Annotated in this window: 20 protein-coding genes; 13 read left to right on the forward strand and 7 right to left on the reverse strand. The window is 72.0% G+C overall.

The annotated features are described in order from the left end of the window. Positions 1–86: 86 nt before the first annotated feature. Together EZM51_RS12280 and EZM51_RS12285 are read left to right on the forward strand one after the other, a co-directional pair. Positions 87–749, forward strand: coding sequence for a response regulator transcription factor (locus tag EZM51_RS12280; protein WP_136708546.1), 663 nt, complete (start codon positions 87–89; stop codon positions 747–749). Next, positions 749–2,548: a histidine kinase gene (locus EZM51_RS12285; RefSeq protein WP_136708547.1), complete on the forward strand. Its 1,800-nt coding sequence runs from the start codon at positions 749–751 to the stop codon at positions 2,546–2,548. The genes EZM51_RS12280 and EZM51_RS12285 overlap by 1 nt, the downstream gene beginning before the upstream one ends. Position 2,549: 1 nt before the next feature. Here the strand turns inward: EZM51_RS12285 and EZM51_RS12290 are convergent, their stop codons facing one another. Both EZM51_RS12290 and EZM51_RS12295 read right to left on the reverse strand, forming a co-directional pair. Beyond that, entirely contained in the window at positions 2,550–2,885 is a 336-nt protein-coding gene (locus EZM51_RS12290) for an MGMT family protein (RefSeq protein WP_136708548.1), read from the reverse strand. A 14-nt stretch (positions 2,886–2,899) separates the two neighbouring features. Continuing rightward, positions 2,900–3,352 carry a GNAT family N-acetyltransferase gene (locus tag EZM51_RS12295; RefSeq protein ID WP_136708549.1) on the reverse strand — a complete coding sequence of 151 codons (453 nt, stop codon included), beginning with the start codon at positions 3,350–3,352 and terminating at the stop codon, positions 2,900–2,902. Between the two features lie 62 nt (positions 3,353–3,414). On the opposite strand from EZM51_RS12295, the gene EZM51_RS12300 reads away from it, so the two are divergent. From EZM51_RS12300 to nagB, 9 genes are all read left to right on the forward strand, one after another. Beyond that, a complete protein-coding gene (locus EZM51_RS12300; protein WP_248305626.1) occupies positions 3,415–4,446 on the forward strand; it encodes a tellurite resistance/C4-dicarboxylate transporter family protein in 1,032 nt (343 codons plus the stop codon). Between the two features lie 117 nt (positions 4,447–4,563). Beyond that, entirely contained in the window at positions 4,564–5,778 is a 1,215-nt protein-coding gene (locus EZM51_RS12305) for an NADP-dependent isocitrate dehydrogenase (RefSeq protein ID WP_136708550.1), read from the forward strand. Between the two features lie 122 nt (positions 5,779–5,900). Beyond that, on the forward strand, positions 5,901–7,778 hold the full coding sequence (locus tag EZM51_RS12310) for a heavy metal translocating P-type ATPase (RefSeq protein WP_136708551.1): 1,878 nt from the start codon (positions 5,901–5,903) through the stop codon (positions 7,776–7,778). Positions 7,779–8,241: 463 nt separating this feature from the next. Further along, positions 8,242–9,504 (forward strand): extracellular solute-binding protein, encoded by a 1,263-nt coding sequence (locus tag EZM51_RS12315; RefSeq protein WP_136708552.1) that lies wholly within the window; start codon positions 8,242–8,244, stop codon positions 9,502–9,504. Between the two features lie 83 nt (positions 9,505–9,587). Continuing rightward, positions 9,588–10,598, forward strand: coding sequence for a sugar ABC transporter permease (locus EZM51_RS12320; RefSeq protein ID WP_136708553.1), 1,011 nt, complete (start codon positions 9,588–9,590; stop codon positions 10,596–10,598). Then, the gene (locus tag EZM51_RS12325) at positions 10,595–11,437 is read left to right on the forward strand and encodes a carbohydrate ABC transporter permease (protein WP_248305627.1); all 843 of its coding nucleotides are present in this window, start codon (positions 10,595–10,597) and stop codon (positions 11,435–11,437) included. The genes EZM51_RS12320 and EZM51_RS12325 overlap by 4 nt, the downstream gene beginning before the upstream one ends. Then, a complete protein-coding gene (locus EZM51_RS12330) occupies positions 11,434–12,963 on the forward strand; it encodes a glycoside hydrolase family 3 N-terminal domain-containing protein (RefSeq protein ID WP_136708554.1) in 1,530 nt (509 codons plus the stop codon). Before EZM51_RS12325 ends, EZM51_RS12330 begins: the two co-directional genes overlap by 4 nt. Next, positions 12,960–13,886, forward strand: a complete 927-nt coding sequence (locus EZM51_RS12335) for an ROK family protein (protein WP_136708555.1) — start codon at positions 12,960–12,962, stop codon at positions 13,884–13,886. Before EZM51_RS12330 ends, EZM51_RS12335 begins: the two co-directional genes overlap by 4 nt. Continuing rightward, positions 13,871–14,656 (forward strand): glucosamine-6-phosphate deaminase, encoded by a 786-nt coding sequence (gene nagB / locus EZM51_RS12340; protein ID WP_136708556.1) that lies wholly within the window; start codon positions 13,871–13,873, stop codon positions 14,654–14,656. The genes EZM51_RS12335 and nagB overlap by 16 nt, the downstream gene beginning before the upstream one ends. A 28-nt stretch (positions 14,657–14,684) precedes the next feature. On the opposite strand, the gene EZM51_RS12345 is transcribed toward nagB, so the two are convergent. Further along, positions 14,685–15,275 (reverse strand): TetR/AcrR family transcriptional regulator, encoded by a 591-nt coding sequence (locus tag EZM51_RS12345; protein ID WP_136708557.1) that lies wholly within the window; start codon positions 15,273–15,275, stop codon positions 14,685–14,687. A gap of 105 nt (positions 15,276–15,380) precedes the next feature. On the opposite strand from EZM51_RS12345, the gene EZM51_RS12350 reads away from it, so the two are divergent. Then, on the forward strand, positions 15,381–16,595 hold the full coding sequence (locus EZM51_RS12350) for a hypothetical protein (protein WP_136708558.1): 1,215 nt from the start codon (positions 15,381–15,383) through the stop codon (positions 16,593–16,595). Positions 16,596–16,815: 220 nt separating this feature from the next. Here the strand turns inward: EZM51_RS12350 and EZM51_RS12355 are convergent, their stop codons facing one another. Both EZM51_RS12355 and purU read right to left on the reverse strand, forming a co-directional pair. Further along, positions 16,816–17,199: a YrdB family protein gene (locus EZM51_RS12355; protein WP_248305628.1), complete on the reverse strand. Its 384-nt coding sequence runs from the start codon at positions 17,197–17,199 to the stop codon at positions 16,816–16,818. 22 nt (positions 17,200–17,221) lie between these two features. Further along, complete coding sequence (gene purU / locus EZM51_RS12360) at positions 17,222–18,094, reverse strand: formyltetrahydrofolate deformylase (RefSeq protein WP_136708559.1); 873 nt, start codon at positions 18,092–18,094, stop codon at positions 17,222–17,224. Positions 18,095–18,232: 138 nt separating this feature from the next. Here purU and EZM51_RS12365 point away from each other — a divergent pair, with 138 nt between their 5' ends. After that, the gene (locus tag EZM51_RS12365) at positions 18,233–19,471 is read left to right on the forward strand and encodes an MFS transporter (protein ID WP_136708560.1); all 1,239 of its coding nucleotides are present in this window, start codon (positions 18,233–18,235) and stop codon (positions 19,469–19,471) included. Here the strand turns inward: EZM51_RS12365 and EZM51_RS12370 are convergent. Both EZM51_RS12370 and EZM51_RS12375 read right to left on the reverse strand, forming a co-directional pair. Beyond that, positions 19,414–21,231, reverse strand: coding sequence for a sigma-70 family RNA polymerase sigma factor (locus EZM51_RS12370; protein ID WP_136708561.1), 1,818 nt, complete (start codon positions 21,229–21,231; stop codon positions 19,414–19,416). The two genes, EZM51_RS12365 and EZM51_RS12370, sit on opposite strands and share 58 nt — an antisense overlap. Positions 21,232–21,558: 327 nt before the next feature. Then, the gene (locus EZM51_RS12375; protein ID WP_136708562.1) at positions 21,559–22,725 is read right to left on the reverse strand and encodes an RtcB family protein; all 1,167 of its coding nucleotides are present in this window, start codon (positions 22,723–22,725) and stop codon (positions 21,559–21,561) included. Positions 22,726–22,728: the final 3 nt, after the last annotated feature.

The raw sequence follows: 22,728 nt of genomic DNA on the forward strand, positions 1-22,728 counted from the left end.
TCGCACGGCCGGGGTGCGTACGCGATACAGTCGGCACAGGCGGGTGGACACTCCCGAAGTCACCCCTGCCCGCGGACGGAGGTGCGATGAACGACGCCCGGCCACTGCGCGTCGCGATCGCCGATGACGCGCTGCTGCTGCGCGAGGGCATCGCCAAGGTGCTCGAGGGCGGCGGCATCGAGGTCGTCGCCTCGGTCGGCACCGGAGACGAACTCCTCGAGGTCGTGCGTGCCGGCGGCGTCGACGCCGCCGTCCTCGACATCCGCATGCCGCCGAGCTATCGCGACGAGGGCATCGCGGCGCTCGAGTCCATCCGGGCCGGCGGATCGACCATCGGCGTGCTGCTCCTGTCGATGTATGCGACACCCGAGTACGCCCTCCGCGTGATGGGCGCGGGCAGCGGCACGGGTTACCTGCTGAAGGAGCGGGTGTCGGAGCCGCAGACCCTGGTGCGCGCCGTCGAGACGCTCGCGGCGGGCGGCTCGGTCGTCGATCCCGAGGTCGTCGAGCAGCTCGTCAAGCGCACGCGTGCCGACGACCCGTTGTCCCGCCTGACCGAGCGCGAGCGTTCGGTGCTCGAGCTGATGGCGCAGGGCTACTCCAACGGCGGCATCGCCCAGTCCCTGTTCCTCGGCCTGAAGACCGTCGAGACCCACGTGCGCAGCATCCTGCAGAAGCTCGACCTCGAGGAGTCGCCCGAGCACCACCGGCGCGTGCTCGCCGTGCTCACGCTCCTCGGCGAGCGGTGATGGCGCCGGGCCGCAGAGGCCGGATCGCCAGACGCACCGCCGTCATCACCGCCGTCGTCGCGCTCAGCCTGTGGATGGAGATCGCGGGCTTCCTGGCCACGCCCGAGTCCGAGCGCCCCGAGGTGTCGTACACCACCCTGCACGCGATCGTGCCGCTCGTCTTCGCCGCCAGCGCGGGCGTGGCCTGGCGGATCAGCCCGACACCCGTGCCGGCGCGCCTCATGGTGGCGTTCGTGGTGCTCTGGATCCCGCAGTCGATCTACCACGTGATCGGCGGCGTCGACTGGCTGTGGCCGATCGTGCGGCGCGTCGACCTCGGCTGGGCGGTGATCGCCGGGATCCTCGTGATGGTCTATCCGAAGGGGTACCTCAGCGACCGCTTCGATCGGTGGATCACGGGCGTCGCCGTCGTCGCGTCGATCGTGAACCTCCTCGCGGTGATCCTGCTGGCGTCGCCGCAGGACGTCACCTGCGAGTGCGTCGACCCGAACCCCTACCGGATCGCGGACGCCGCCGCCCTGTTCGCGGTCATCGACATCGGCTACCGCATCGTGGGCGGCGCCCTGGCGCTCGCGATCGCGGGCCGCCTGCTCGTGCGCTGGGTCCGCGCGAGCGTTCCCGCCCGCACGGTGGCGTTCCTCATGCCACTGGCGCTCTTCGCCTGGGCGACCACGCTCGCGGCCCAGGCCGTGAGCTACGCGGCCGCGTCGACGGCGAACGCCGTGCTGAACACCGTGTCGCTCATCGCCATGGCCTCCATTCCCGTGAGCTTCGACGCGGGCGTCTCGCACGCCCAGAACATGCGAGCGCGCGTCGCCGACCTCATGCGCATCACCCGCGAGGGCGCCGACCGCGGCCTCTGGGCCGAGTCGCTGGCGCGCACGCTCCGCGACGCCTCGGTGCGCGTCTACTGGTGGGACGAGGAACGCGGACGGTATGCGGATGCCGCGGGGACGCCCATCGACGAGGCGCACGCCGATCCGCGTGGCAGTCACAGCATCCTGCCGGTCGCCTCCCCGCTCGGCACGCCCATCGCCCTCATCCGCCACGACCGGGTGCTCACCGACAACATGCGACTCCTCGACGGGGTCTCGAGCGCGCTCCGGCTCTCGGTCGACAACGGGCGCCTGCGCTCGGAGATCGAGCGCACGCTCGAGCAGGTGCGCCAGTCCCGCCAGCGCATCGTCGAGGCGGGCGACGAGGCCCGGCGTCGCATCGAACGCGACCTGCACGACGGCGCGCAACAGCACCTCGTGTCGCTCGGCATGCGGCTGCGGCTCGCCGCGAACTCGGCGCGGGACGCGGGGGAGGATCGGCTCGCCTCCGAGCTCGAGGACACCATCGTCACGCTGAACCGGGCGCTCAAGGAACTCCGCGAGCTCGCGCACGGCATCCACCCGAGCCTGCTCTCCTCCGGCGGCCTCGCGCTCGCCGTGCCCGAGCTCGCCGGGCGCTGCCCGGTGCCCGTCGTCGTCGACGTGCAGGCCGAGGGGCGGCTGCCCGAGCTGATCGAGTCGACCGCGTACTTCGTGGTCGCCGAGGCGCTCGCGAACGTCGCCAAGCACTCGGGCGCGACGCGCGCCTGGGTGCGCGCGCACGTCGTCGAGGGCGACCGGCTCGAGCTCGTCGTCCGCGACAACGGCAGGGGCGGTGCGAGCCTCGACGGCGGAACGGGCATGCTCGGCATCGCCGACCGCGTCGACGCGGTCGACGGGTCGATCGAGTTGGAGAGCCCGCCGGGCGCGGGCACCACGCTGACCGTGCACATCCCGCTGGGCGGACCCCTCATCGAGGACTGAGTCAGGGGCGCCAGCGGCTCGCGGCGAGGTCGATGCGGTAGCCGTCGGCGTCGTCGGACGGACGCAGCGGCACGCCCTCGGCCTCGTAGTGCGGCCTGGCGCTCGCCGCGTGACCAGACGGGGGCCTGCCGCCCGCGCGGACGACCCGCCACCACGGGACATCCGACCCGTACCTGGCCATGACCTGCCCCACGGCGCGCGCGCCGCGCGACCCGAGGAGCGCGGCGACGTCGCCGTAGGTGGCCACCCGTCCGGCCGGGATGTTGGCGACCACGGCGAGCACCGCCGCGACGAACCCCTCGACGGGCTCTGGGCGTCCCGCGGACCGGGCCGGCACGTCGTCGCCCCTGGTCAGAGCTCGAGCGCGCCGATCACGTCGCCGTACTGCGACTCGCCGATGTCGACGAAGCCGATGCGGTGGAAGAACGCCTCGGGTCCCTCCTCGCCGGGCTCCCACAGCACGGTGATACGGTCGACGCCGCGGCGCTTGGCCTCCTCGGCGAGGGCGGTGGCCAGGAAGCGCCCGACGCCCTTGCCCTGCACCTCGGCGTCGACGTTGATGCGCCAGATGCAGGCCCGGAACTCCTCGTGCTCGTTCTCGGGGTCGAAGTTGCCGTGGATGAAGCCGACGACCTGGTCGCCCATGAGCGCGACCCGCTGCCACGCGGTGGAGGGATCCACCACGGCGGTCTCGGCGGCGTACGTCACGGGAGCGATGAACTGTTCCTGGCCGGGCTTCAGCGAGAGCGAGTTCGCGGCGACGATGTTCGAGGCGGACAGTTCTTCGAGTCTCAGCTCAGCCATGCTGCCAAGGCTAGCCCGTGGCGAGCCGCCGTCGGTAGCCGAACCGGGTTTATGGTGGCTCCGTGAACGCCGCGCGAACGGCTGCCCTCGACTCTGCGGTGAGCACGCTGCCGCCCGGGTATTTCGCCCTCGTCATGGCCACCGGCATCGTCGGGGCGGGCCTGGAGACAGTGGGGCTCGCCGCACCCGCCGGAGTGCTCACCGCCATCGCCGTGGTCGCCTACGTCGTGCTCGTGGTGCTCACCGGGTGGCGGCTCGTGGTCTGGCGGGACCGCATGCGCGAGGATTTCATGTCGGCGCGCAACGGCTTCCTCTTCTACACGTTCGTCGCGGCGACGTGCGTGCTCGGCACTCGGCTGGTGGATGTCGTCGGGCCGTGGTGGGCGCTCGCCTTCCTCGCGGTCGGCCTCATCGGCTGGATCGTGCTCGGCTATGCGATCCCGTGGTGGGTGGTCGTCGAGGGCGGAGCCGGTCGCAGCCTCGAGGGCGTGAACGGCACCTGGTTCGTCTGGCCGGTGGCGAGCCAGTCCTGCGCGGTGCTCGCGGCCACGCTGGAGGTGCGGATCGACGAGTTCGCGCACCTGCTCTCCATCATCGCCATCCTCTTCTGGGGCATCGGCGTGGTGCTCTACGGGGTGATCGGCGTGGCCGTCGTGATGCGGTTCCTGATGTTCGGCATCGAGCCCGAGCAGCTTGGGCCGCCGTACTGGATCGCCATGGGCGCCGCCTCGATCTCGGTGTTCGCCGGCGCCCTGATCGTGGACATGACCGGGACGCCGATGGCGTCGGTGACCCAGGGCCTGATCGGCGGGGCATCCGTGCTGTTCTGGGCGTTCGCGAGCTGGCTGATCCCCGCACTGCTGCTCATCGGCTGGTGGCGGCACGTCGCGCGACGGGTTCCCCTCACCTACGACCCGGCGTACTGGAGCATGGTCTTCCCGCTCGGCATGTACGCCGTCGCGAGCATCCATCTCGGTGCCGCCGATCGGCTGCCCATCGTGGGAGCGATCGGCGCCGCGTTCCTCTGGGTGGCGGTGCTCGCGTGGATCGTCGTGTTCGTTGCCACCGGACTCAGCCTGGCACGGCGACGCTGACGCCGATTTGTCTCGATATCGAGATATTCGCTCGAAGCGCTAAGCTGGACGGCGGCGTGTCGCACCGCCCCCGAAGACTTCTGAACTCCCCTCGAGAAAACCCAAGGAGACATCCTCTTGTCCAAGATCAAGGTTGAAGGCACGGTCGTCGAGCTCGACGGTGACGAGATGACGCGCATCATCTGGCAGGCCATCAAGGACCAGCTCATCCACCCGTACCTCGACGTGAACCTCGAGTACTACGACCTCTCCATCCAGAAGCGCGACGAGACCGACGACCAGATCACCATCGACGCGGCGCACGCCATCCAGAAGCACGGCGTCGGCGTCAAGTGCGCCACCATCACGCCCGACGAGGCCCGCGTCGAGGAGTTCGGCCTCAAGAAGATGTGGCGCTCGCCGAACGGCACCATCCGCAACATCCTCGGCGGCGTGATCTTCCGCGAGCCGATCATCATCTCCAACATCCCGCGCCTCGTGCCCGGCTGGAACAAGCCGATCATCGTCGGCCGTCACGCGTTCGGCGACCAGTACCGCGCCACCGACTTCCGCTTCGAGGGCGAGGGCACGCTCACCATGACCTTCACCCCGAAGGACGGCTCGGAGCCGCAGTCGTTCGAGGTGTTCCAGGCACCCGGCTCGGGCGTCGCGATGGGCATGTACAACCTCGACGACTCGATCCGCGACTTCGCGCGCGCCTCGCTGAACTACGGGCTCGACCGCAACTACCCCGTCTACCTCTCGACGAAGAACACCATCCTCAAGGCCTACGACGGCCGGTTCAAGGACATCTTCCAGGAGATCTTCGACACCGAGTTCAAGGAGAGGTTCGACGCCGCGGGCCTCACCTACGAGCACCGCCTCATCGACGACATGGTCGCCGCCTCGCTCAAGTGGGAGGGCGGCTACGTCTGGGCGTGCAAGAACTACGACGGCGACGTGCAGTCCGACACCATCGCCCAGGGCTTCGGCTCGCTCGGCCTCATGACGAGCGTGCTCGCCACCCCCGACGGCAAGGTCGTCGAGGCCGAGGCGGCGCACGGCACCGTCACGCGCCACTACCGTCAGCACCAGCAGGGCAAGCCCACCTCGACGAACCCGATCGCCTCGATCTACGCCTGGACGCGCGGCCTCGCGCACCGCGGCAAGCTCGACGGCAACCAGGAGCTCATCGACTTCTCGCACACCCTCGAGGACGTCGTCGTGAAGACGGTCGAGTCGGGCGCCATGACGAAGGACCTCGCGCTCCTCGTCGGTCCCGACCAGCCGTACCAGACGACCGAGGAGTTCCTGCAGACGCTCGCCGACAACCTCAAGGCACGCCTGGCCTAGTCGCCGGCGCGACCACGCGGTCGAGACGGGGCCGGATGCCGCGGCATCCGGCCCCGTCGTCGTTCCCGACGTGCGGCCGCAGGGCGGTCACGACGACGTCGCATCCGGGGGAGGATGGACGCATGACACGTGTGGTGAGGGTCGCCCGGCGGTACTGGGTCGTCACGCTCACGCTGGGGGTGGGCCTGGCCGGTATGGTGCTCGCCCTCACCGGTGCGGGCGCAGCGGTTCCGTGGCTGTTCGGCGCCTACGCGCTCGCCGTCGCCGCCTGGCAGGGCGTCGGCATGGTTCGCGACATCCTCCGTGGTCACTGGGGCCTCGACGTCCTGGCGGTCACCGCCATCGTGGCGACGGTGCTCGTGGGAGAGTACATCGCCGCCCTCATCGTCGTGCTCATGCTCACGGGCGGCGAGGCGCTGGAGGACTACGCGAACCGCCGGGCGAAGCGCGAGCTCGACGCGCTCCTCGCGCGTGCGCCGCAGTATGCGCACCGCATCGTCGACGACCACTTCGTCGACGTGGCCATCGACGAGGTGCGACCAGGCGACGTGCTGCTCGTGCGACCGAGCGAGATCGTGCCGGTCGACGGAACGCTGCGGTCGGTGGAGACGTCGATGGACCAGTCGTCGATCACCGGCGAGAGCATGCCAGTCGAGAAGCACGCCGGCGACGAACTGCTGAGCGGCTCGGTCAACGGACACCTCGCCGTCGAGATGACCGCGACCGCGACCGCGGCCGACAGCCAGTACCAGCAGATCGTGGCGCTCGTCGCGGAGGCGGCCGCGAGCAAGGCGCCCGTGGTCCGGCTCGCCGACCGGTACGCCGTGCCGTTCACGGCGTTCTCGCTGCTGCTGGCCGGCGTCGCCTGGTGGCTGTCGGGCGACCCGGTGCGCTTCGCCGAGGTGCTCGTGCTCGCGACGCCGTGTCCGCTGCTCATCGCCGCGCCCGTCGCGTTCATCGGCGGCATGAGCCGTGCCGCCCGCAACGGCATCATCGTCAAGGGCGGGGGCGTGCTCGAGCAGTTGGCGAAGGCCCGGACGGCCGTGTTCGACAAGACGGGCACGCTCACGCACGGCGAGCCCGAGCTCGTCGCGATCCGACCCGAGCCGGGCTTCGACGCCGACGGACTGCTGGCGCTCGTGGCGTCCGCCGAACAGTACTCGTCGCACGTGCTCGCCGCGTCGATGATCGAGGCGGCGACCGGCCGCGGGCTGCGCCTCACCGAAGCCGAGACCGCGCGCGAGGCCGCCACCAACGGCGTCGTCGCGCGCATCGGCGGTCGCGAGGTCGTGGTCGGCAAGTACGCGTACGTGCTCGAACACGCAGCCGACGCGCGGCGCACCGAGATCGCGCCGGGTGAACTCGCCGTGTACGTCGCCGTCGACGGCGCGTACGCGGGTGCGCTGCTGGCACGGGACCGGCTCCGCGACAACGCGCGGGACACCCTCGCCCGCCTGGACGCGCTCGGCGTCTCCCACACGATGATGCTCACGGGCGACGGGCAGGCGACCGCGGATCACATCGCCGCCGAGCTCGGCATCGAGCGGGTGCGCGCCGAGTGCCTGCCCGCCGACAAGGTGCGCGAGGTGGCGGAGGTGCCCGAGCGTCCCGTGATCATGGTGGGGGACGGCGTCAACGACGCCCCAGTGCTCGCCGCCGCCGACGTCGGGATCGCGATGGGCGCCCGCGGTGCGACGGCGGCCAGCGAGTCGGCCGATGCGGTGATCCTCGTCGACGACGTGTCGCGGACGGCCAAGGCCGTCGAGATCGGACGCGACACGGTGCGCATCGCGCTGCAGAGCATCTGGCTCGGCATCGGCGTGAGCGTCGGTCTCATGATCGTCGCCGCGTTCGGCCTCATCCCGGCGACGGCCGGTGCGCTCCTGCAGGAGGTCGTCGACCTCGCCACGATCCTCGCGGCCTTGCGCGCCATCGGCGGACGGCGTGACGCCGCCGCGGCGGCGGCCTCGCCGTCGACGGCCTCCGTCGCCGCGCGCTGAGTCCGGCTCGCGCTGACGCCGGCTCGCGCTGACGCAGCCGTCCCGAGATCGAACGGACCCGGATGCACGGTGCCACCGTGCATCCGGGACTTCTCGATTCGGCGAGGAGAACGGCGGCGGTGGCGCGCAGCGGCGCTGGCGCGCAGCGGCGGTGGCGCGCCTGAATCGAACGGTCGCGGATGCAGGGTGCGACCCTGCATCCGGGACTTCTCGACGTCGGGGGAGAGGCCCGCCCGGATGCGGGCCTTCGCGGTGTCGGTCACCCCATTGGTCACAGCTTGGTAACGCGCGGCCGAAACAGGCACCCGGCCCTTGTCGTGCATTAGTTCGTAAGCTTTACTTACAAATAAGTCGACCGTGTCCTCCGTGGAAGCAGGACACCCGCACGCTCCAGGTCGACCCCCGCGCACCACGGGTGCAGCGAGCCCCCGCTGCCTCCCCATCACATGAAAGGAATCGAAACATGAGGAAACTCGGCATCGCGGCGCTCGGCGCCGCTGCTGCGCTCACGCTCGCCGGTTGTGCCTCCGGCGGCGAGGCCGCCCCCGAGGAGGGCGCCGAGATCCGCGTGTGGCTGGTCGGCACCGATACGCCCGACGCCGCGCGCGAATACCTGGTGGAGACCTTCGAGGAGGAGCACCCCGGCTCGACCCTCGTCATCGAGGAGCAGTCCTGGGACGGTCTCGTCGACCGGCTGACGACGAGCCTGTCGGGCTCCGACAGCCCCGATGTCGTGGAGGTCGGCAACACGCAGGCCTCGGCGTTCACCTCGGCCGGCGCATTCCTCGATCTCACCGAGTACTACGACGAGCTCGGCGGCGACGACCTCCTGCCCGGGTTCGTCGAGGCGGGCTCGTACGACGGCAGGTTCTACGCGGCCCCGCTCTACTCGGGTTCCCGCCTGGTCTTCTACAAGAAGGACGCGCTCGCGGCGGCCGGCCTCTCGGTCCCCACGACGCTCGACGAGTACATCGCGAACGGCGAGGCGCTCGCGGCCGCGAACCCCGGGAAGTCGGGAATCTGGTGGCCGGGCCAGGACTGGTATAACGCGCTCCCGTACATCTGGGAGAACGGCGGCGAGGTCGCCGTTCCCGACGGCGACCAGTGGGACGCTCAGCTCTCCAGCCCCGATTCGGTCGCCGGACTCGAGCAGGTGCAGCAGGTGATGACGACGGCGTCGCGCGCACCCAAGGACGCCAATGAGACGAGCCCCGAGGTCGGCTTCTGCGACGGCACGACGCTGCAGCTGTCGGCGCCGAGCTGGGTCAAGTGGTCGATCCTCGCGCCCGCCGACGCCGAAGCGCCCGGATGCCCCGACCAGGAGGAGAACCTCGGCGTATACGCCCTGCCCGGCATCGACGGCGGTGCCGCCCAGGTCTTCGCGGGCGGCTCGAACGTCGGCGTGTCGGCGAAGTCGGCGCACCCCGAGCTCGCGGTGGACGCGCTGAAGATCATCCTCTCCGACGGGTTCCAGACGATCTACGGTGAGAACGGACTCGTCCCGGCGAAGCTCTCGCTGGCCGACACCCTCGGCGCCGACGAGGTCGCGCAGGCCATCGCCGCCGCCGCGGGCAACGCGAAGCTCACCCCGGCGTCGCCGAAGTGGGCCGACGTCGAGGCCGCCGGCATCCTGCAGGACCTCTTCGTCGAGATCGCACAGGGCGGCGACGTCCAGGCCCTGGCCGAGGCGGCCGATGAGGAGATCGAGGCGATCCTCAACAGCTAGCCGAGCTGCCCGACCGACGCGGAGGGCGGGCCGAGTCCCGCGCCCGCCCTCCCACTCGATCCACGATCCTCAGGAGCACCCCCATGACCACGGTCGACACCACCGGCCCCGACCTGGCGCCGAGCGCGGGCGAGGGCCGGCGCCCGGCGCCTCCCCGGCCGACGCGGGCGGGTCGCCCCCGCGACCCTCGCGCCCGTCGCGCCCGCCGGGGCGGGCTCACGCCGTATGCGCTCCTCACGCCGGCGCTCATCGTGCTCGCCCTCATCGTCGGCTGGCCGCTCGTGCAGCTCGTCGTCACCTCCTTCCAGGAGTTCGGGCGTGCGCAGGTGTTCGGCGCACCGCCCGCCTGGGTGTGGTTCGAGAACTACGCCGACGTGCTCACCGACCCCGTCTTCCACGGGGTGCTGGTGCGGAGCCTCGCGTTCGCCGCCGCCTGCGTCGTGACGACGATGCTGTTCGGCACCCTGGTCGCACTCATGATGACGCGGCTGACGAAGTTCTTCCGGATGCTGCTCTCGATCGGCATGCTCCTCGCGTGGGCGATGCCCGCGCTCACCGCCACGGTCGTCTGGGGCTGGATGTTCGACACGGCCTACGGCGTCGTCAATCACGTGCTCGTGAACTGGTTCGGCCTCGCGGAGTACTTCCAGCACTCCTGGCTGATCGACCCGCTGAGCTTCTTCCTCGTGGCGGGCCTCATCATCGTCTGGGGCGCGGTGCCGTTCGTCGCGTTCACGCTCTACGCGGGACTCACCCAGGTGCCCGACGAGGTGCTCGAGGCCGCACAGCTCGACGGCGCCGGCGGCGTCGCGCGCTTCCGGCTCATCGTGTTCCCGTACCTCAAGCCGATCTTCCTCATCGTGACGATCCTGCAGATCATCTGGGATCTCCGGGTCTTCACGCAGATCTTCGCGCTGCAGGACATCGGCGGCATCCGCGCCCTCACCAGCACCCTCGGCGTGTACATCTACCAGACCTCCATCGCCGGCGGCGATTTCGGCCACGGCGGCGCGATCGCCGTCATCACCGCGATCCTGCTCATGTCGATCTCGATCTTCTACATCCGCCATCTCGCCAAGGAGGAGGAACTGTGACCCGCACCCGGCTCGCGACCGTCGCGTACAGCGCCGTCTCGATCGTGCTCTTCGCGTTCTTCGTCTTCCCCGTCTACTGGATGGTGAACACGTCGCTCCAGCCGAACAACGAGATCCGCGGCTCCGACCTGCACTTCTGGCCCGACAACCTCACGCTGCGCAACTACGAGACGGTGCTGTTCGATCCCGGCCGCACCCCGTTCCTCCCCGCGGCGGGCAACTCGCTCACCGTGACCGTCCTCACGGTGGTCATCGCGCTCGTGTTCGCGTTCCTCGCCTCGGTCGCCGTGACGCGGTTCCGGTTCGCGAGCCGCCGCGCCTTCATCATCACGATCCTCGTCGTGCAGATGATCCCGGGCGAGGCGATGATCGTCTCGGTCTTCCGGGTGATCGACGGCTGGCACCTGCTCAACACCATCGCGGGCCTCACCCTCGTGTACGTGGCGACCGTGCTGCCCTTCACGATCTGGACCCTGCGCGGCTTCGTGAACGGCGTGCCGGTCGAGCTCGAGGAGGCCGCCATGATCGACGGATGCTCCAGGGCCGGCGCCTTCTGGCGGGTGACGTTCCCGCTGCTCGCCCCCGGCCTCGTCGCGACCGGCGTGTTCGGGTTCATCCAGGCGTGGAACGAGTTCATCATGGCGCTCGTGCTCAATGCGCGGCCCGAGATGATGACGTTGCCGGTGTGGCTGCGCACCTTCCTCGTCGCCAACGGCACGACGAACTGGGCGGGGCTGATGGCGGGATCGACGCTCATGGCCATTCCCGTCATCGTGTTCTTCCTCGTCGTGCAGGGCCGGATGACCAGCGGACTCGTGAGCGGGGCCGTCAAGGGATGAGCGACGCGGCCACGACCGGTGCGGGTGCCGACCTGCACCGGGACATCCTCACGACCCTGCTCCCGGGATTCGCGGGCACCGAGGCGCCCGAGTGGCTCCTGCGCCGGCTCGCCGACGGCCTCGGCGGGGTCTGCGTGTTCGGGCGCAACATCGCGGACGCCGAGCAGCTGCGCACGCTGAACGCGTCGCTGCGGGCGGCGAACCCGCGGGCCGTCGTCGCGATCGACGAGGAGGGCGGCGACGTCACGCGCCTCTTCCACGCCGTCGCCGCGCCCTACCCGGGCAACGCGCTGCTCGGCCGCATCGACGAAGTCGCCCTCACCGAACGCGTCGCACGGGCCGTGGGCGCGGCGCTCGCGGCGACGGGCTGCACCCTCGCCTTCGCACCCGACGTCGACGTGAACTCGAATCCCGACAATCCCGTGATCGGCGTGCGCAGCTTCGGCGCCGATCCCGAGCTCGCCGCACGCCATGCCGCGGCGTGGGTGCGCGGGCTCCAGGGCACCGGCGTCGCCGCGAGCGCGAAGCACTTCCCGGGCCACGGCGACACCGCCACCGACTCGCACCTGGCGCTGCCGGTGGTCGACGTGCCGCCGGAGACGCTGCGGGCGCGCGAGCTCGTGCCGTTCCGCGCGGCCGTCGCCGCGGGCACGCGCACGATCATGACGAGCCACATCCTGCTGCCCCGGCTCGACGCGGAGCAGCCCGCCACCCTCTCGCCGCGCCTCGTGCAGGACCTGCTCCGCGACGAGCTCGGCTTCGGCGGCGTCGTCGTGACCGACGCCCTCGACATGCACGGGGCGAGCGGCGTGCACGGCATCCCGGAGGCGGCCGTGCGCGCCCTCATCGCCGGCTGCGACCTGCTGTGCCTCGGCAGCGACACCACCGACGATGAGCTCGACGGCATCGTCACGGCCGTCGAGGGTGCGATCGCGGCCGGCCGGCTCGCCGTCGGGCGCGTGCGCGAGGCCGCGGGCCGGGTGCGCGCGCTCGCTGCGACAGCGCCCGCCGTGCCGACCTCGCCCGCCGTCGTGGAGCCACGGCACGACGCGGTCGACCTCGACCGCGTCGCCGCGGCGTTCGAGGTGACGGATGCCGCGCGCCGCCGCCTCGCAGCGGCGCCACGGATCGGTACCGTCGTCCGCGTCGACACCGTGGCGAACATCGCGGTCGGGTCCGCCCCGTGGGGGCCGTTCGCCGCGTCCGCGGCGGCCGGGGTCGCCACCTGGCTCGACGCCGCGCGGCTGGTCACCGTCTCCGCCGAGGCGCCGCCTCCCGATCCCGCGTCACTGGACGGCGCCGTGCTCGTCGTCGGCAAGGACCTGCACCGGCATCCGTTCGCCGTCGCCGCGGTGGCGGCACTGCGCGCGGCGCGCGACGACGTCGTGACGGTCGACATGGGCTGGCCCTCCGACGAGCGCGCCCTCGCGGACGTCGCCACCTTCGGCGCATCCCGACTCGTGGGCGAGGCCCTGATCGCGTTCGTCGACCGGTCGACGGCGCTCGCCGCGGCGGAGACGACATGAGGCTCGGCATCGACATCGGCGGCACCAAGACGGCCGCCGTCGCGATCGGGGACGACGGCGCGCTGAGCGGCGAGGTGCGCATGCCGACGGGTTTCGGCGCGGAGGCGGTGGTCGAGACCGCGCTGCGCACGGTCGAGCGGATGACCATGATCGAGGGCGTCGAGGCATCCGCGATCTCCTCGATCGGCATCGGCATCCCCGGCACGGTGGATGCCGCGACCGGCCGGGTGACGCACGCCGTGAACCTCGGCCTCGAGGGGCTCGACCTCGGACCGCGGCTCGCGGATCGACTCGGTGTCGAGGTGCGCGTGGAGAACGACGTGAAGGCCGCCGCACTCGGTGCGCACCACCTGCTCGGCATGGCCGACGGCGTCGGCGCGCACTCCATGGCGTACCTGAACCTCGGCACCGGCCTCGCCGCGGGCATCGTGATCGGCGGTCGGCTGCTGCGAGGCGGTCACGGTGCGGCGGGCGAGATCGGGCACGTCCCCGTCGACCCGTCGGGCGTCACCTGTACGTGCGGCCAGCGCGGATGCCTCGAGACGGTCGCCTCGGGTTCGGCGGTCGCACGGATGTGGCCGACGACCGACCCGGAGCCCGCGCGAGCGCTGTTCGCGGCTGCCGCGGCGGGCGACGGGCGGGCGACGGACGCGCGCGATCGCTTCCTCGCGGGCGTCGCCGCCGCCGTGCGCCTCCTCGTGCTCGCGACCGACGTCGACGAGGTGGTCATCGGCGGCGGGCTCTCCGCGCTCGGCGACCGGCTCGGCGACGGCACGCGCCGTATCCTGAATCGGTGGGCCGACGAATCGGCCTTCCTCGCCTCGCTCGACCTCCCGTCGCGGGTGCGGGTCATCCCTCCCGGATTCCCGGCGGCCGCCGTCGGTGCCGCCCTCGTAGGAGAATCGCCATGGCCGAAGTCGTGATCGTCGAGCATGAGGAGGCCGCCGGCCGGCTCGTCGCCGACGCGATCGTCGCCCTCATCCGCTCCAAGCCCGATGCCGTCCTCGGGCTCGCGACCGGCTCGACGCCGCTCGCGACCTACCGGTCGCTCGCGAGCCGGATCGCCGAGGAGTCGATCGACGTGCGCGGTGTGCGCGGGTTCGCGCTCGACGAGTACGTGGGGCTGCCGGCCGGTCACCCCGAGAGCTATCGCGCCGTGATCACGCGCGAGGTGGTCGAGCCGCTCGGCCTCACGCCCGAGCTCGTGCGGGTGCCGAACGGCGACCCCGCATCGATCGAGCACGCGGGCGCCGATTACGAAGCGGCCCTCGTCGCGGCCGGCGGCGTCGACCTGCAGATCCTCGGCATCGGGCGCACGGGGCATATCGGCTTCAACGAGCCGGGCTCCTCGCTCGCGTCCCTGACCCGCGTGAAGACGCTCACCGAGCCCACCCGCGCCGACAACGCGCGCTTCTTCGACGCGCCGGAGGACGTGCCGATGCACTGCATCACGCAGGGGATCGGCACGATCCTGCGGGCGCGACATCTCGTGCTGCTCGCGTTCGGCGAGGCGAAGGCGCACGCGGTGGCCGCGGCGGTCGAGGGGCCGGTGACGGCGAGCCAGCCCGGTTCGGCGATCCAGTTGCACCCGCACACGACGGTCGTCATCGACGAGGCCGCGGCGTCGGAGCTGGAGAACCTCGCGTACTACCGGCACGCGTGGGCGAACAAGCCGAACTGGCAGGGCATCTGAGCCCGCACCGCTCGCCGGGCGGACCGGGTCAGTGGGGGAGCGCCTCGGGGAGCATGGCGAGGTAGGCGTCCTCGTCGAAGTCGGGTGCGATGGCGCGCTGCACCATGAAACCCGGCATGAGGCCGAGGGCCACGGGCGTGAGCCGGGCGGCCCACTCCTCGGGGTCGCCGTCGGCGCGCCCGGGCTCTGCGGCGGCCCACTCGGCGAAGGCCGTGCGCACCGTCGCCCGCACGATGTCCAGGACCTCGTGGACCGGCTCGCGCATGTCGGGGTCGATCGCCGCCTCGGCCCACACCTGGATGAGCATGCCGCTGAACGGCTCCCGGCGCATGCCGTCGATGAGCGTCGCCATCACCTGCCCGGGTGACAGCGGGGGACCCTGCTGCCGGCGGGCCTCCAGTTCGCTGCGGCGGGAGGCGAGGATTCGAGCGGCGACGGCTGCGAAGAGCTCCTTCTTGCCGGCGAAGTGGCCGTAGATCGCGCCGGCCGACAGGCCGGATTCCGCGATGATGTCGGCCATCGAGGTGCGCTGGAACCCCCGTGTCGAGAAGCAGCGCAGCGCGGCGCCGATGATCTCGTCGCGCCGTGCCTCACGGTACGCCTCGGTCACCTTCGGCATCGGTCCTCCAAACAGAACGGACGTTCTTGACAAGCATAGGTCGCCGCGCGAGTATAAAGAACGAATATTCGTTTTTCTTGTGAATCACCCCACCAGGGAGTCATCATGACCAACTCCGCCGGCCTCGCCACCGCATCCGGCCGCGCCACCGCCCGTCCGCCGCACACGCCGTACGGGCGCGTGCTCGGCGCCGCGATCCTGATGGCGGCGGTGGTCGCCGTCATCGTGCTCGCCTTCTCATGGCCCGCGGTCACCTCCGAGCCGAAGGGACTCCACGTCGCGATCAGCGGTGCCGACGCCGCCGTCGAGCAGGTCGAGACCGCCGTCGATGAGCGCGCGGAGGGTGCCGTCTCCCTCGAGCGGGTGGACGACCGCGATGCGGCGGTCGCCGCGATCGAGGGTCGCGAGGCGTACGGTGCCGTCATCCTCGGCGATGCGCCCACCGATGCCCCCGAGGTGCTCGTCGCCACCGCAGCGAGCCCCGCCGTGGCCCAGCTGCTCACGGGTCTCGCCGCGCAGCTCCAAGACCAGATCGATGCGCAGGTCGGCGCGCAGGTGCAGGCGGCGCTCGAGCAGGCCTCGGCCACGATCCAGGCGCTCGCTTCGGGCCAGGCACCGCCCGTCGGCCAGACGGGGCCCGGGGCCGGCTCGCCCGGCGCGGCTCCCGAGATCCCGCAGATCACCGTCGAGGTCACCGACGTCGTGCCGCTCGCCGACTCCGATCCGCGCGGCACGGGGCTCGTGGCCGCGATCTTCCCGCTCATCCTCGGCGGTGTCAGCGGCGGCATCGCGCTCACGTTCCTCGTGATCGGCGCGGTGCGCCGGGTCGTGGCGGTCCTCGTCTACTCCTCGGTCGCCGGACTCGTGCTGGCCGGCATCCTCCAGGGCTGGTACGGCGCGCTGCAGGGCGACTACTGGCTGAACGCCGGCGCCATCGCGCTCGCGATCGCGGCGATCGCCGCCACGATCGCGGGCCTCGCAGCCCTCTTGGGCCGACCGGGCATCGCGATCAGCGCCGTCACCTTCGTGCTGGTCGCGAACCCGATCTCCGCGGCGGCGGTGCCCGTCGAGTTCCTGCCCGAGCCGTGGGGTGCCGTCGGCCAGTGGTTCCCCCCGGGCGCGGCAGCCACGTTGCTGCGCGACCTGTCGTACTTCCCGGGCGCCGACGCGACGTTCCCGTGGCTCGTGCTCGCGACGTGGGCCGCCGGCGGCATCCTGCTCGCGTTCATCGGCCACTTCCGCACCGCGGGCGGCGCCGAGCCCGACGCGGTGGCGGCGCACGCCGACGACATCCGTTCCGACGTGCCCGTCGCCGTCTGAGTGGATGCCGCGCGCCGGCGTCCGGCCGATCCGGTCGGGCGTCGGCGCGCTGCGTCGCGCCCGCGGCATCCATACCGTCCATCTCGGCGGATATACGATCCGGCGCGCCGCGCGCGCGAGCGCTCCGCCGGCGCGCCGGATCGTATATCCGCAGGAACGTGCACGAGATGCTCGGCCGGGCGGCGGCGCGGGGTGTCGGGTCGCTTCGGACGGTGGCCGATCAGCCTGCGAGCTGCTTGCGGCCGTTGATGATGCCGCTCACCGCGGCGACCACCGCGAACACGACCGCCACGACCGGCTGTCCGAGCATCCACCAGCCGATGGCGGCGGCCGAGAACACGGCGATCTCCACGAGCGCCTTGCCGAACACGTCGATGCGGAACACGGCCTTCGGCGAGACGAACAGGCCCCAGAGGAGAATCGCCAGGGCCGGCGCGCCGATGCCGACGAGCACACCCGGCCACGGCAGGGGGAAGGCCGCGAATCCCCAGATGCCGAGACTCACGAAGGCGAACAGCTCGAGGAGGAACCGGAGGACGTCGTTCGGCCCGATCTTCGGCATGGATTCGTTCGGCGCGGCTTCGTTCCGCTGGGTGCTGCTCACGGCTTCCCAGCCTAGCCGCCCCTCAGCGGAAGATGATCGTGCGGGCGCCGTCGAGGAGCACGCGCCGCTCCGCGAACCACTTCACGGCCTGCGAGAGCGTTCGGCTCTCCTCGTCCTGCCCGATCGCGACGAGTTCGGCGACCGAGCGCGAGTGGTCCACCCGCACCACGTTCTGCTCGATGATCGGACCTTCGTCGAGGTCGCTCGTCACGAAGTGCGCGGTCGCGCCGATGAGCTTCACCCCGCGTGCGTGCGCCTGCCGGTACGGGTTCGCACCCTTGAAGCCCGGCAGGAACGAGTGGTGGATGTTGATGCAGCGACCGGCGAGCGCGTCGCACAACTCGGGCGTGAGGATCTGCATGTACCGGGCGAGCACCACGAGCTCGATGTCGAACTCCTCGACCGCCTCGAGCACGCGCCGTTCGAACGCCGACTTCGACGCGGCATCCGTCACCGCGAGCGATTCGAACGGCACCCCGTAGAAGTCGACGAGGTCGCGCAGCGTGCCGTGGTTCGAGAGCACCAACGGGATCTCGATCGGCAACTGTCCGGCGTGCCGGCGGAACAGCAGGTCGTTCACGCAGTGCCCCGCGGTGGAGGCGAGCACGAGGGTGCGCAGCGGTCGGCCCACCTCGTCGAGGTGCCAGGTCATGTCCCATTGCCGTGCGACCGGGGCGAGCGCCGCCTCGAACTCGGCGCGGCCGGCGGGCGACTCGACCTGGATGCGCATGAAGAACCGGCCCGTGTCGTGGCTCGCGAACTGCTGGCTCTCGGTGATGTTGCCGCGGGCGGCCACGATGGCGCCGCTCACGGCGTGCACGATGCCGGGACCGTCGATGCAGCTGAGCGTCACGACCCAGTGGAACAGATGAGCGGGCGGGGCATCCGTGGTCATCCGCCCAGAGTAGTGCGTCGGGTAGACTGGTCCGTGGTCGGCGGACGACGCACGGCCCTGGGCGCGCACACGAGCGCGTAGTCGACCCGCGCGGTGAACGCACCCGCCGCGGGGAACGCCGTCGGAGAGACATCCTCAATGTCCGTCACCGAATCCGTGCGCGTGCGCGCACCCCGTCTGCCCTGGCCCGGCCTCATCATGCTGGCCGCCGGGGTCTTCCTGTCCATCACCATCGAGATGCTGCCCACCGGGCTCCTGCCCGAGATGAGCGTCGGACTCGGCGTGGCCGAGCCGTTCGTCGGCCTGCTCATGTCGGTGTTCGCGTTCGCGGTCGTGGTCACCTCGACGCCGCTCACGGCCCTCACGAGCCGGATGCCTCGTCACGGCCTCCTGGTCGCCGTGCTCGCGGTGCTCGGCCTCACGACGCTCGCCTCGGCACTCGTGCCCGAGTACTGGATGCTCGTGGCGATCCGCGTCGTCGGCGGCATCGCGCACGGCCTGTTCTGGGCGCTCGTCGCCGCGTATGCGGCACGGCTCGTGCCCGAGCAGCAGATCGGGCGCGCGATCTCGGTCACGCTCGGCGGCGGCACGCTCGCCCTCGTGGCCGGGGTGCCCGCGGCGGCCGTGCTCGGCCAGCTGATCGGCTGGCGTCCGGTGTTCGCGATCGTCGGCGCGCTCACGCTCGTCGGCGGCGCCCTCGTCTGGCGATTCCTGCCGCCCGTGCGCGGGGCGCAGGCCGAGACGGCGGCGCGCTTCCGCCGGGGCGACGTGGCGCTCGGCCCCGTGCTGCTGGTCAGCGCCGTGACCGCGGTGACGATGCTCGGCCAGTACGCCGTGTTCACCTACGTCGCGCCGCTCATCACCGAGGTCGTCGGCCTCGATGTCGGCGCGGTCGGACCCCTGCTCGTCGTCTACGGCGTGGCGGGTGCGGCGGGGCTGGCGCTCGCCGGCTCCCGTCTCGCCGTGCACCCGGTTCGGGCCCTGGTGGGCGCGATGGCGCTCATCTCGGTGTCGCTGGTGGTGCTCGGACTCGCGCCCGGGACGTGGCCGTCGATCGTCGCGTTCGCGGTGTGGGGCATCGCGTTCGGGGCGATCCCGCCGCTCCTGCAGACGCGCCTGCTGCAGGCGGCGCCCCCGGGGCACCGGGATGCCGCGAGCGCGCTCTACACGACCGCATTCAACGTCGGGATCGGCGGCGGCGCGCTCCTCGGCGCGGTGCTCTTCGACCGGTTGGGCGTCACCGCGCTGCCGTTCGCGTACGCGGCCCTGCTCGCCCTCGTGGCGGTCGGACTCGCCCGCGAGGCGTTCGGCGCCTCGCGTCAGCGGGGCTCGACCACGGCGGCGGCCGCGGGCCCGGTGCGTCCGCCTGCGGTGTAGCGCACCGTCGCGTCGGCGAGTTCGTCGCCGCCGGCGAGCGCGATGGTCTTCGCCGACCCCGAATCGTCGAGTTCGACGATGATGAGCGACGAGTCGCCGAGGAGCATCTCGACGCTCGCGCCCGGCACGCCCGCGAACGTCGCATGCCACACGAGGTGCCCGCTGCGGCGCACCGCGAGCCCCGGGGCGGAGAGGTCGATGGCGATCGGTTCGCTCGCGGACGAGACCTCGCCCGTGGCATCCGCCTGCGCCGCCGTCAACAGCGTGGTACCGGCGGGCAGGTCGTCGGCGACGAGGCTCCAGGCGCCCGTCGCATCGGCGGTGGTCGCCCACGAGCGCCCGTCGTCGGCGGTGACGACGACGTTCGCGCCGGCCGCCGCCGTGCCGGTGAGCAGCGGGTCGACGAGTCCGCCTGCGGTGTCGGCCGAGAACGACGGGGCAGGCAGGACGTCGTCCACAGGCTCGGGGTCGGGATCCGGCTCGGGGCCGGGGGAGGGAGCCGGGACGGGCGCGGCGGTCGGCGGTGCGTCGGACGCGGGTGGCGATGACACGGACGGCGGCGGCGTGTCGGGCGCCTGCGCCTCCGCCTCGACGGGGGCGTCGGGTGGTGGCGGCACGACCGACGGCGGGGGTGCCTGCGGCGGCGCGGCCTGCGTGTCGATCGCCGGTCCGGCGATCGCCGCAGGAGGGGCCTCGTTCGCGGCGGTGAGGTTCGGCACGGCGATGAGCACCGCCACCGCGGCGGCGGCGATCACCAGGGTGCCGACGCCCGCGCCGACCGCGATCCCGCTCGCGCCGATCGACCCGCCCGCCCCTGAGCCGCCGGCCGCCGACGCGCCGCCCGCCGACCCGCCGGCCCCCGACGCGCCGCCCGCCGACCCGCCGGCCGCCGACGTGCCGCCCCAGCTCCCGACTCCGGGCGCTCCCACGAGGACGGCCGGAACGCCCGCGCCAATGGCGACGTCGACCGCGGGCGCGCCCTGCGACAGCCACGCCGAGTACGCCGTCGCGCCGCCGACTCCCGCCGTGAGCGGCAGGAGCACGAGCGCGAGACGCGATCCGACCTCGCGTGCCTCGGCCGCGACGATCGTGCATCGCGCGCAGTCGTCGAGGTGCGCCTCGACCTTGGCGGTGTCGCGCGCACGCAGCTTGCCGCGCGTGTAGCCGCCCAGACGGTCGATCGTCCACCGGCACGCGGGCTCGCCCTCGGCGGTGCGCAGGTGCACGCGAATCCACGCCTGGCGCAGGCCCTCGCGCGCGCGGTACGCGAGCGCGGCCGTGGCGTTCGCGCTCATGCCGACGAGCGGGGCGATCTGCTGCGGCCCCATGCCCTCGACCTCCGAGTACCAGAGCACCTCCTGCCACCTGGTCGGCAGCGAGCGGAACGCCTGGGCGGTCGTCGACCGGTCGAGGGCGTCGAGCGTCGCGGCTTCGCTCGACGCGGGGTCCTCGAGCGACTCGAGCGTCTCGAGGGTCGTCTCGCGCCGACCACGCCCCCAGCTCGCGGCGGTGTTCCGCAGCGTCGTGAACAGGTAGGGCCGGAACGCGCTCGTCGGCCCGCCGCCGCCCAGGATCGCGTCGTAGATCTTCGTGAACGACTCGGCGACCAGGTCGTCGGCATCGAGCGAGCTGTACGAGCGTGCCACGGTGCGGGCGGATGCCGCGTGCCGCCGCCAGAGCTCGGCGTAGGCGGCGCGGTCGCCTCGACGGGTGCGCTCGATGAGCGCGCCGTCGGACACATCGGTGCGCAGGGGTGGCACGTCGCCTCCGGGTTCGGGTACGGGCTACATGAAGGAGACGCGGAATCGCGGCCATCATGACGCACGGCATCGGGGGTGCTTCCGACATTCCAGCAGATTTCCGCGAAACGTGCGTCATGGATCCGCCCGGCCGGTGTCTCTACAGGTGAAGGCCTCCCACAGAGGCACGAGAACCGCCGCCTCGCACGCACGCCGAGCGGGGCGGAGCCGGCTCAGCCGGCGGGACGCGCGCGTCGGGGGTCGAGGCGGGCGTCGACCGGGCGGAGGTCCGGGGGCGAAGGGGAACACGCCCTCCGGACCCCGCACGGACGACGGGTTCGGCTGCGGTCAGTCGCCCTTCACGTTGACGATCTGCCGCAGCGTGTGGCGGATCTCGACGAGATCCGCCGAGTCCGCCATGACCCGGTCGATGGGCTTGTACGCCTGGGGGATCTCGTCGAGGAACGCTGCCGTGTCACGGTACTCGATGCCGGACATCGCCTCGCGCAGTTGGGCGACCGTGAACGTGCGGCGGGCGGCGGAGCGCGAGTACACGCGCCCGGCACCGTGCGGCGCGGAGTTCAGGGCGAGCGCGTTCCCCTTGCCGACCACGACGTACGAGCGGGCGCCCATCGATCCGGGGATGAGGCCCGGCACGCCGGTGGCGGCGTCGATCGCGCCCTTCCTCGTGAGCCACACGTCCTCGCCGAAGTGCCGCTCCCGCCTCGTGAAATTGTGATGGCAGTTGATGCGCTCGCGCTCGTCGACGCTCGTCCCCGCCCAGCGCTCGACCTGCGCCACCACGCGATCCATGATCTCCTCGCGGTTGAGCAGTGCGAAGTGCTGCGCCCAGCGCATCTGCGCGAGGTAGGCATCGAACGCGCCGCTGCCCTCCTCGAGCCACGCGAGGTCGCGGTCGGGGAGGCGGAGCCGCCTCGCGGCCGCCGCATCCTTCGCGATCCGGATGTGCCGGTCCGCGATGTTCTTGCCCACGCCGCGCGACCCCGTGTGCAGGAACAGCCAGACCCGGTCGCGCTCGTCGAGGCTCACCTCGATGAAGTGGTTGCCGCTGCCGAGCGAACCGAGCTGGAGTCGCCAGTTGCGCGTCGGATCGGCGGGGTCGAAATCCGAGTCCGCGGCCATGGCCTCGAGTTCGTGCACGCGCGCTTCGGCCGAGGCGGTGAGCGCATCGTTGTAGTGCCCCGCCGAGAGCGGGACGGCGGCCTCGATCGCCTCGCGCAGACGGGCCCGGTCATCGGGCAGGTCCTCGGCTCGGAGCCGGGTGCGCACCGCGATCATGCCGCACCCGATGTCGAGCCCGACCGCCGCCGGGATCACGGCGCCGACGGTCGGGATGACGGACCCGACGGTCGCACCGAGGCCCGGATGGGCGTCGGGCATGAGGGCGACATACGGGTGCACGATCTCGAGCGATGCCGTCGCCAGCGCCTGGTCGCGGGCCGCCGGGTCGAGCACCGAGGCCCAGCTCAGGAGCTTGTCGCTGATCCGCTCCATCCG

Source organism: Agromyces sp. H66 (assembly GCF_004959775.1).
In the GTDB taxonomy this organism is placed as follows: domain Bacteria; phylum Actinomycetota; class Actinomycetes; order Actinomycetales; family Microbacteriaceae; genus Agromyces.

Coding starts and splice junctions, on each gene's coding strand:
- purU (WP_136708559.1), bottom strand. CDS start 18,094: ATGACCACGGATGCCCCGCCCGCTCATCTGTTCCACTGGGTCGTGACG.
- EZM51_RS12310 (WP_136708551.1), top strand. CDS start 5,901: ATGACACGTGTGGTGAGGGTCGCCCGGCGGTACTGGGTCGTCACGCTC.
- nagB (WP_136708556.1), top strand. CDS start 13,871: ATGGCCGAAGTCGTGATCGTCGAGCATGAGGAGGCCGCCGGCCGGCTC.
- EZM51_RS12315 (WP_136708552.1), top strand. CDS start 8,242: ATGAGGAAACTCGGCATCGCGGCGCTCGGCGCCGCTGCTGCGCTCACG.
- EZM51_RS12280 (WP_136708546.1), top strand. CDS start 87: ATGAACGACGCCCGGCCACTGCGCGTCGCGATCGCCGATGACGCGCTG.
- EZM51_RS12320 (WP_136708553.1), top strand. CDS start 9,588: ATGACCACGGTCGACACCACCGGCCCCGACCTGGCGCCGAGCGCGGGC.
- EZM51_RS12375 (WP_136708562.1), bottom strand. CDS start 22,725: ATGGAGCGGATCAGCGACAAGCTCCTGAGCTGGGCCTCGGTGCTCGAC.
- EZM51_RS12335 (WP_136708555.1), top strand. CDS start 12,960: ATGAGGCTCGGCATCGACATCGGCGGCACCAAGACGGCCGCCGTCGCG.
- EZM51_RS12365 (WP_136708560.1), top strand. CDS start 18,233: ATGTCCGTCACCGAATCCGTGCGCGTGCGCGCACCCCGTCTGCCCTGG.
- EZM51_RS12295 (WP_136708549.1), bottom strand. CDS start 3,352: ATGGCTGAGCTGAGACTCGAAGAACTGTCCGCCTCGAACATCGTCGCC.
- EZM51_RS12345 (WP_136708557.1), bottom strand. CDS start 15,275: ATGCCGAAGGTGACCGAGGCGTACCGTGAGGCACGGCGCGACGAGATC.
- EZM51_RS12330 (WP_136708554.1), top strand. CDS start 11,434: ATGAGCGACGCGGCCACGACCGGTGCGGGTGCCGACCTGCACCGGGAC.
- EZM51_RS12350 (WP_136708558.1), top strand. CDS start 15,381: ATGACCAACTCCGCCGGCCTCGCCACCGCATCCGGCCGCGCCACCGCC.
- EZM51_RS12285 (WP_136708547.1), top strand. CDS start 749: ATGGCGCCGGGCCGCAGAGGCCGGATCGCCAGACGCACCGCCGTCATC.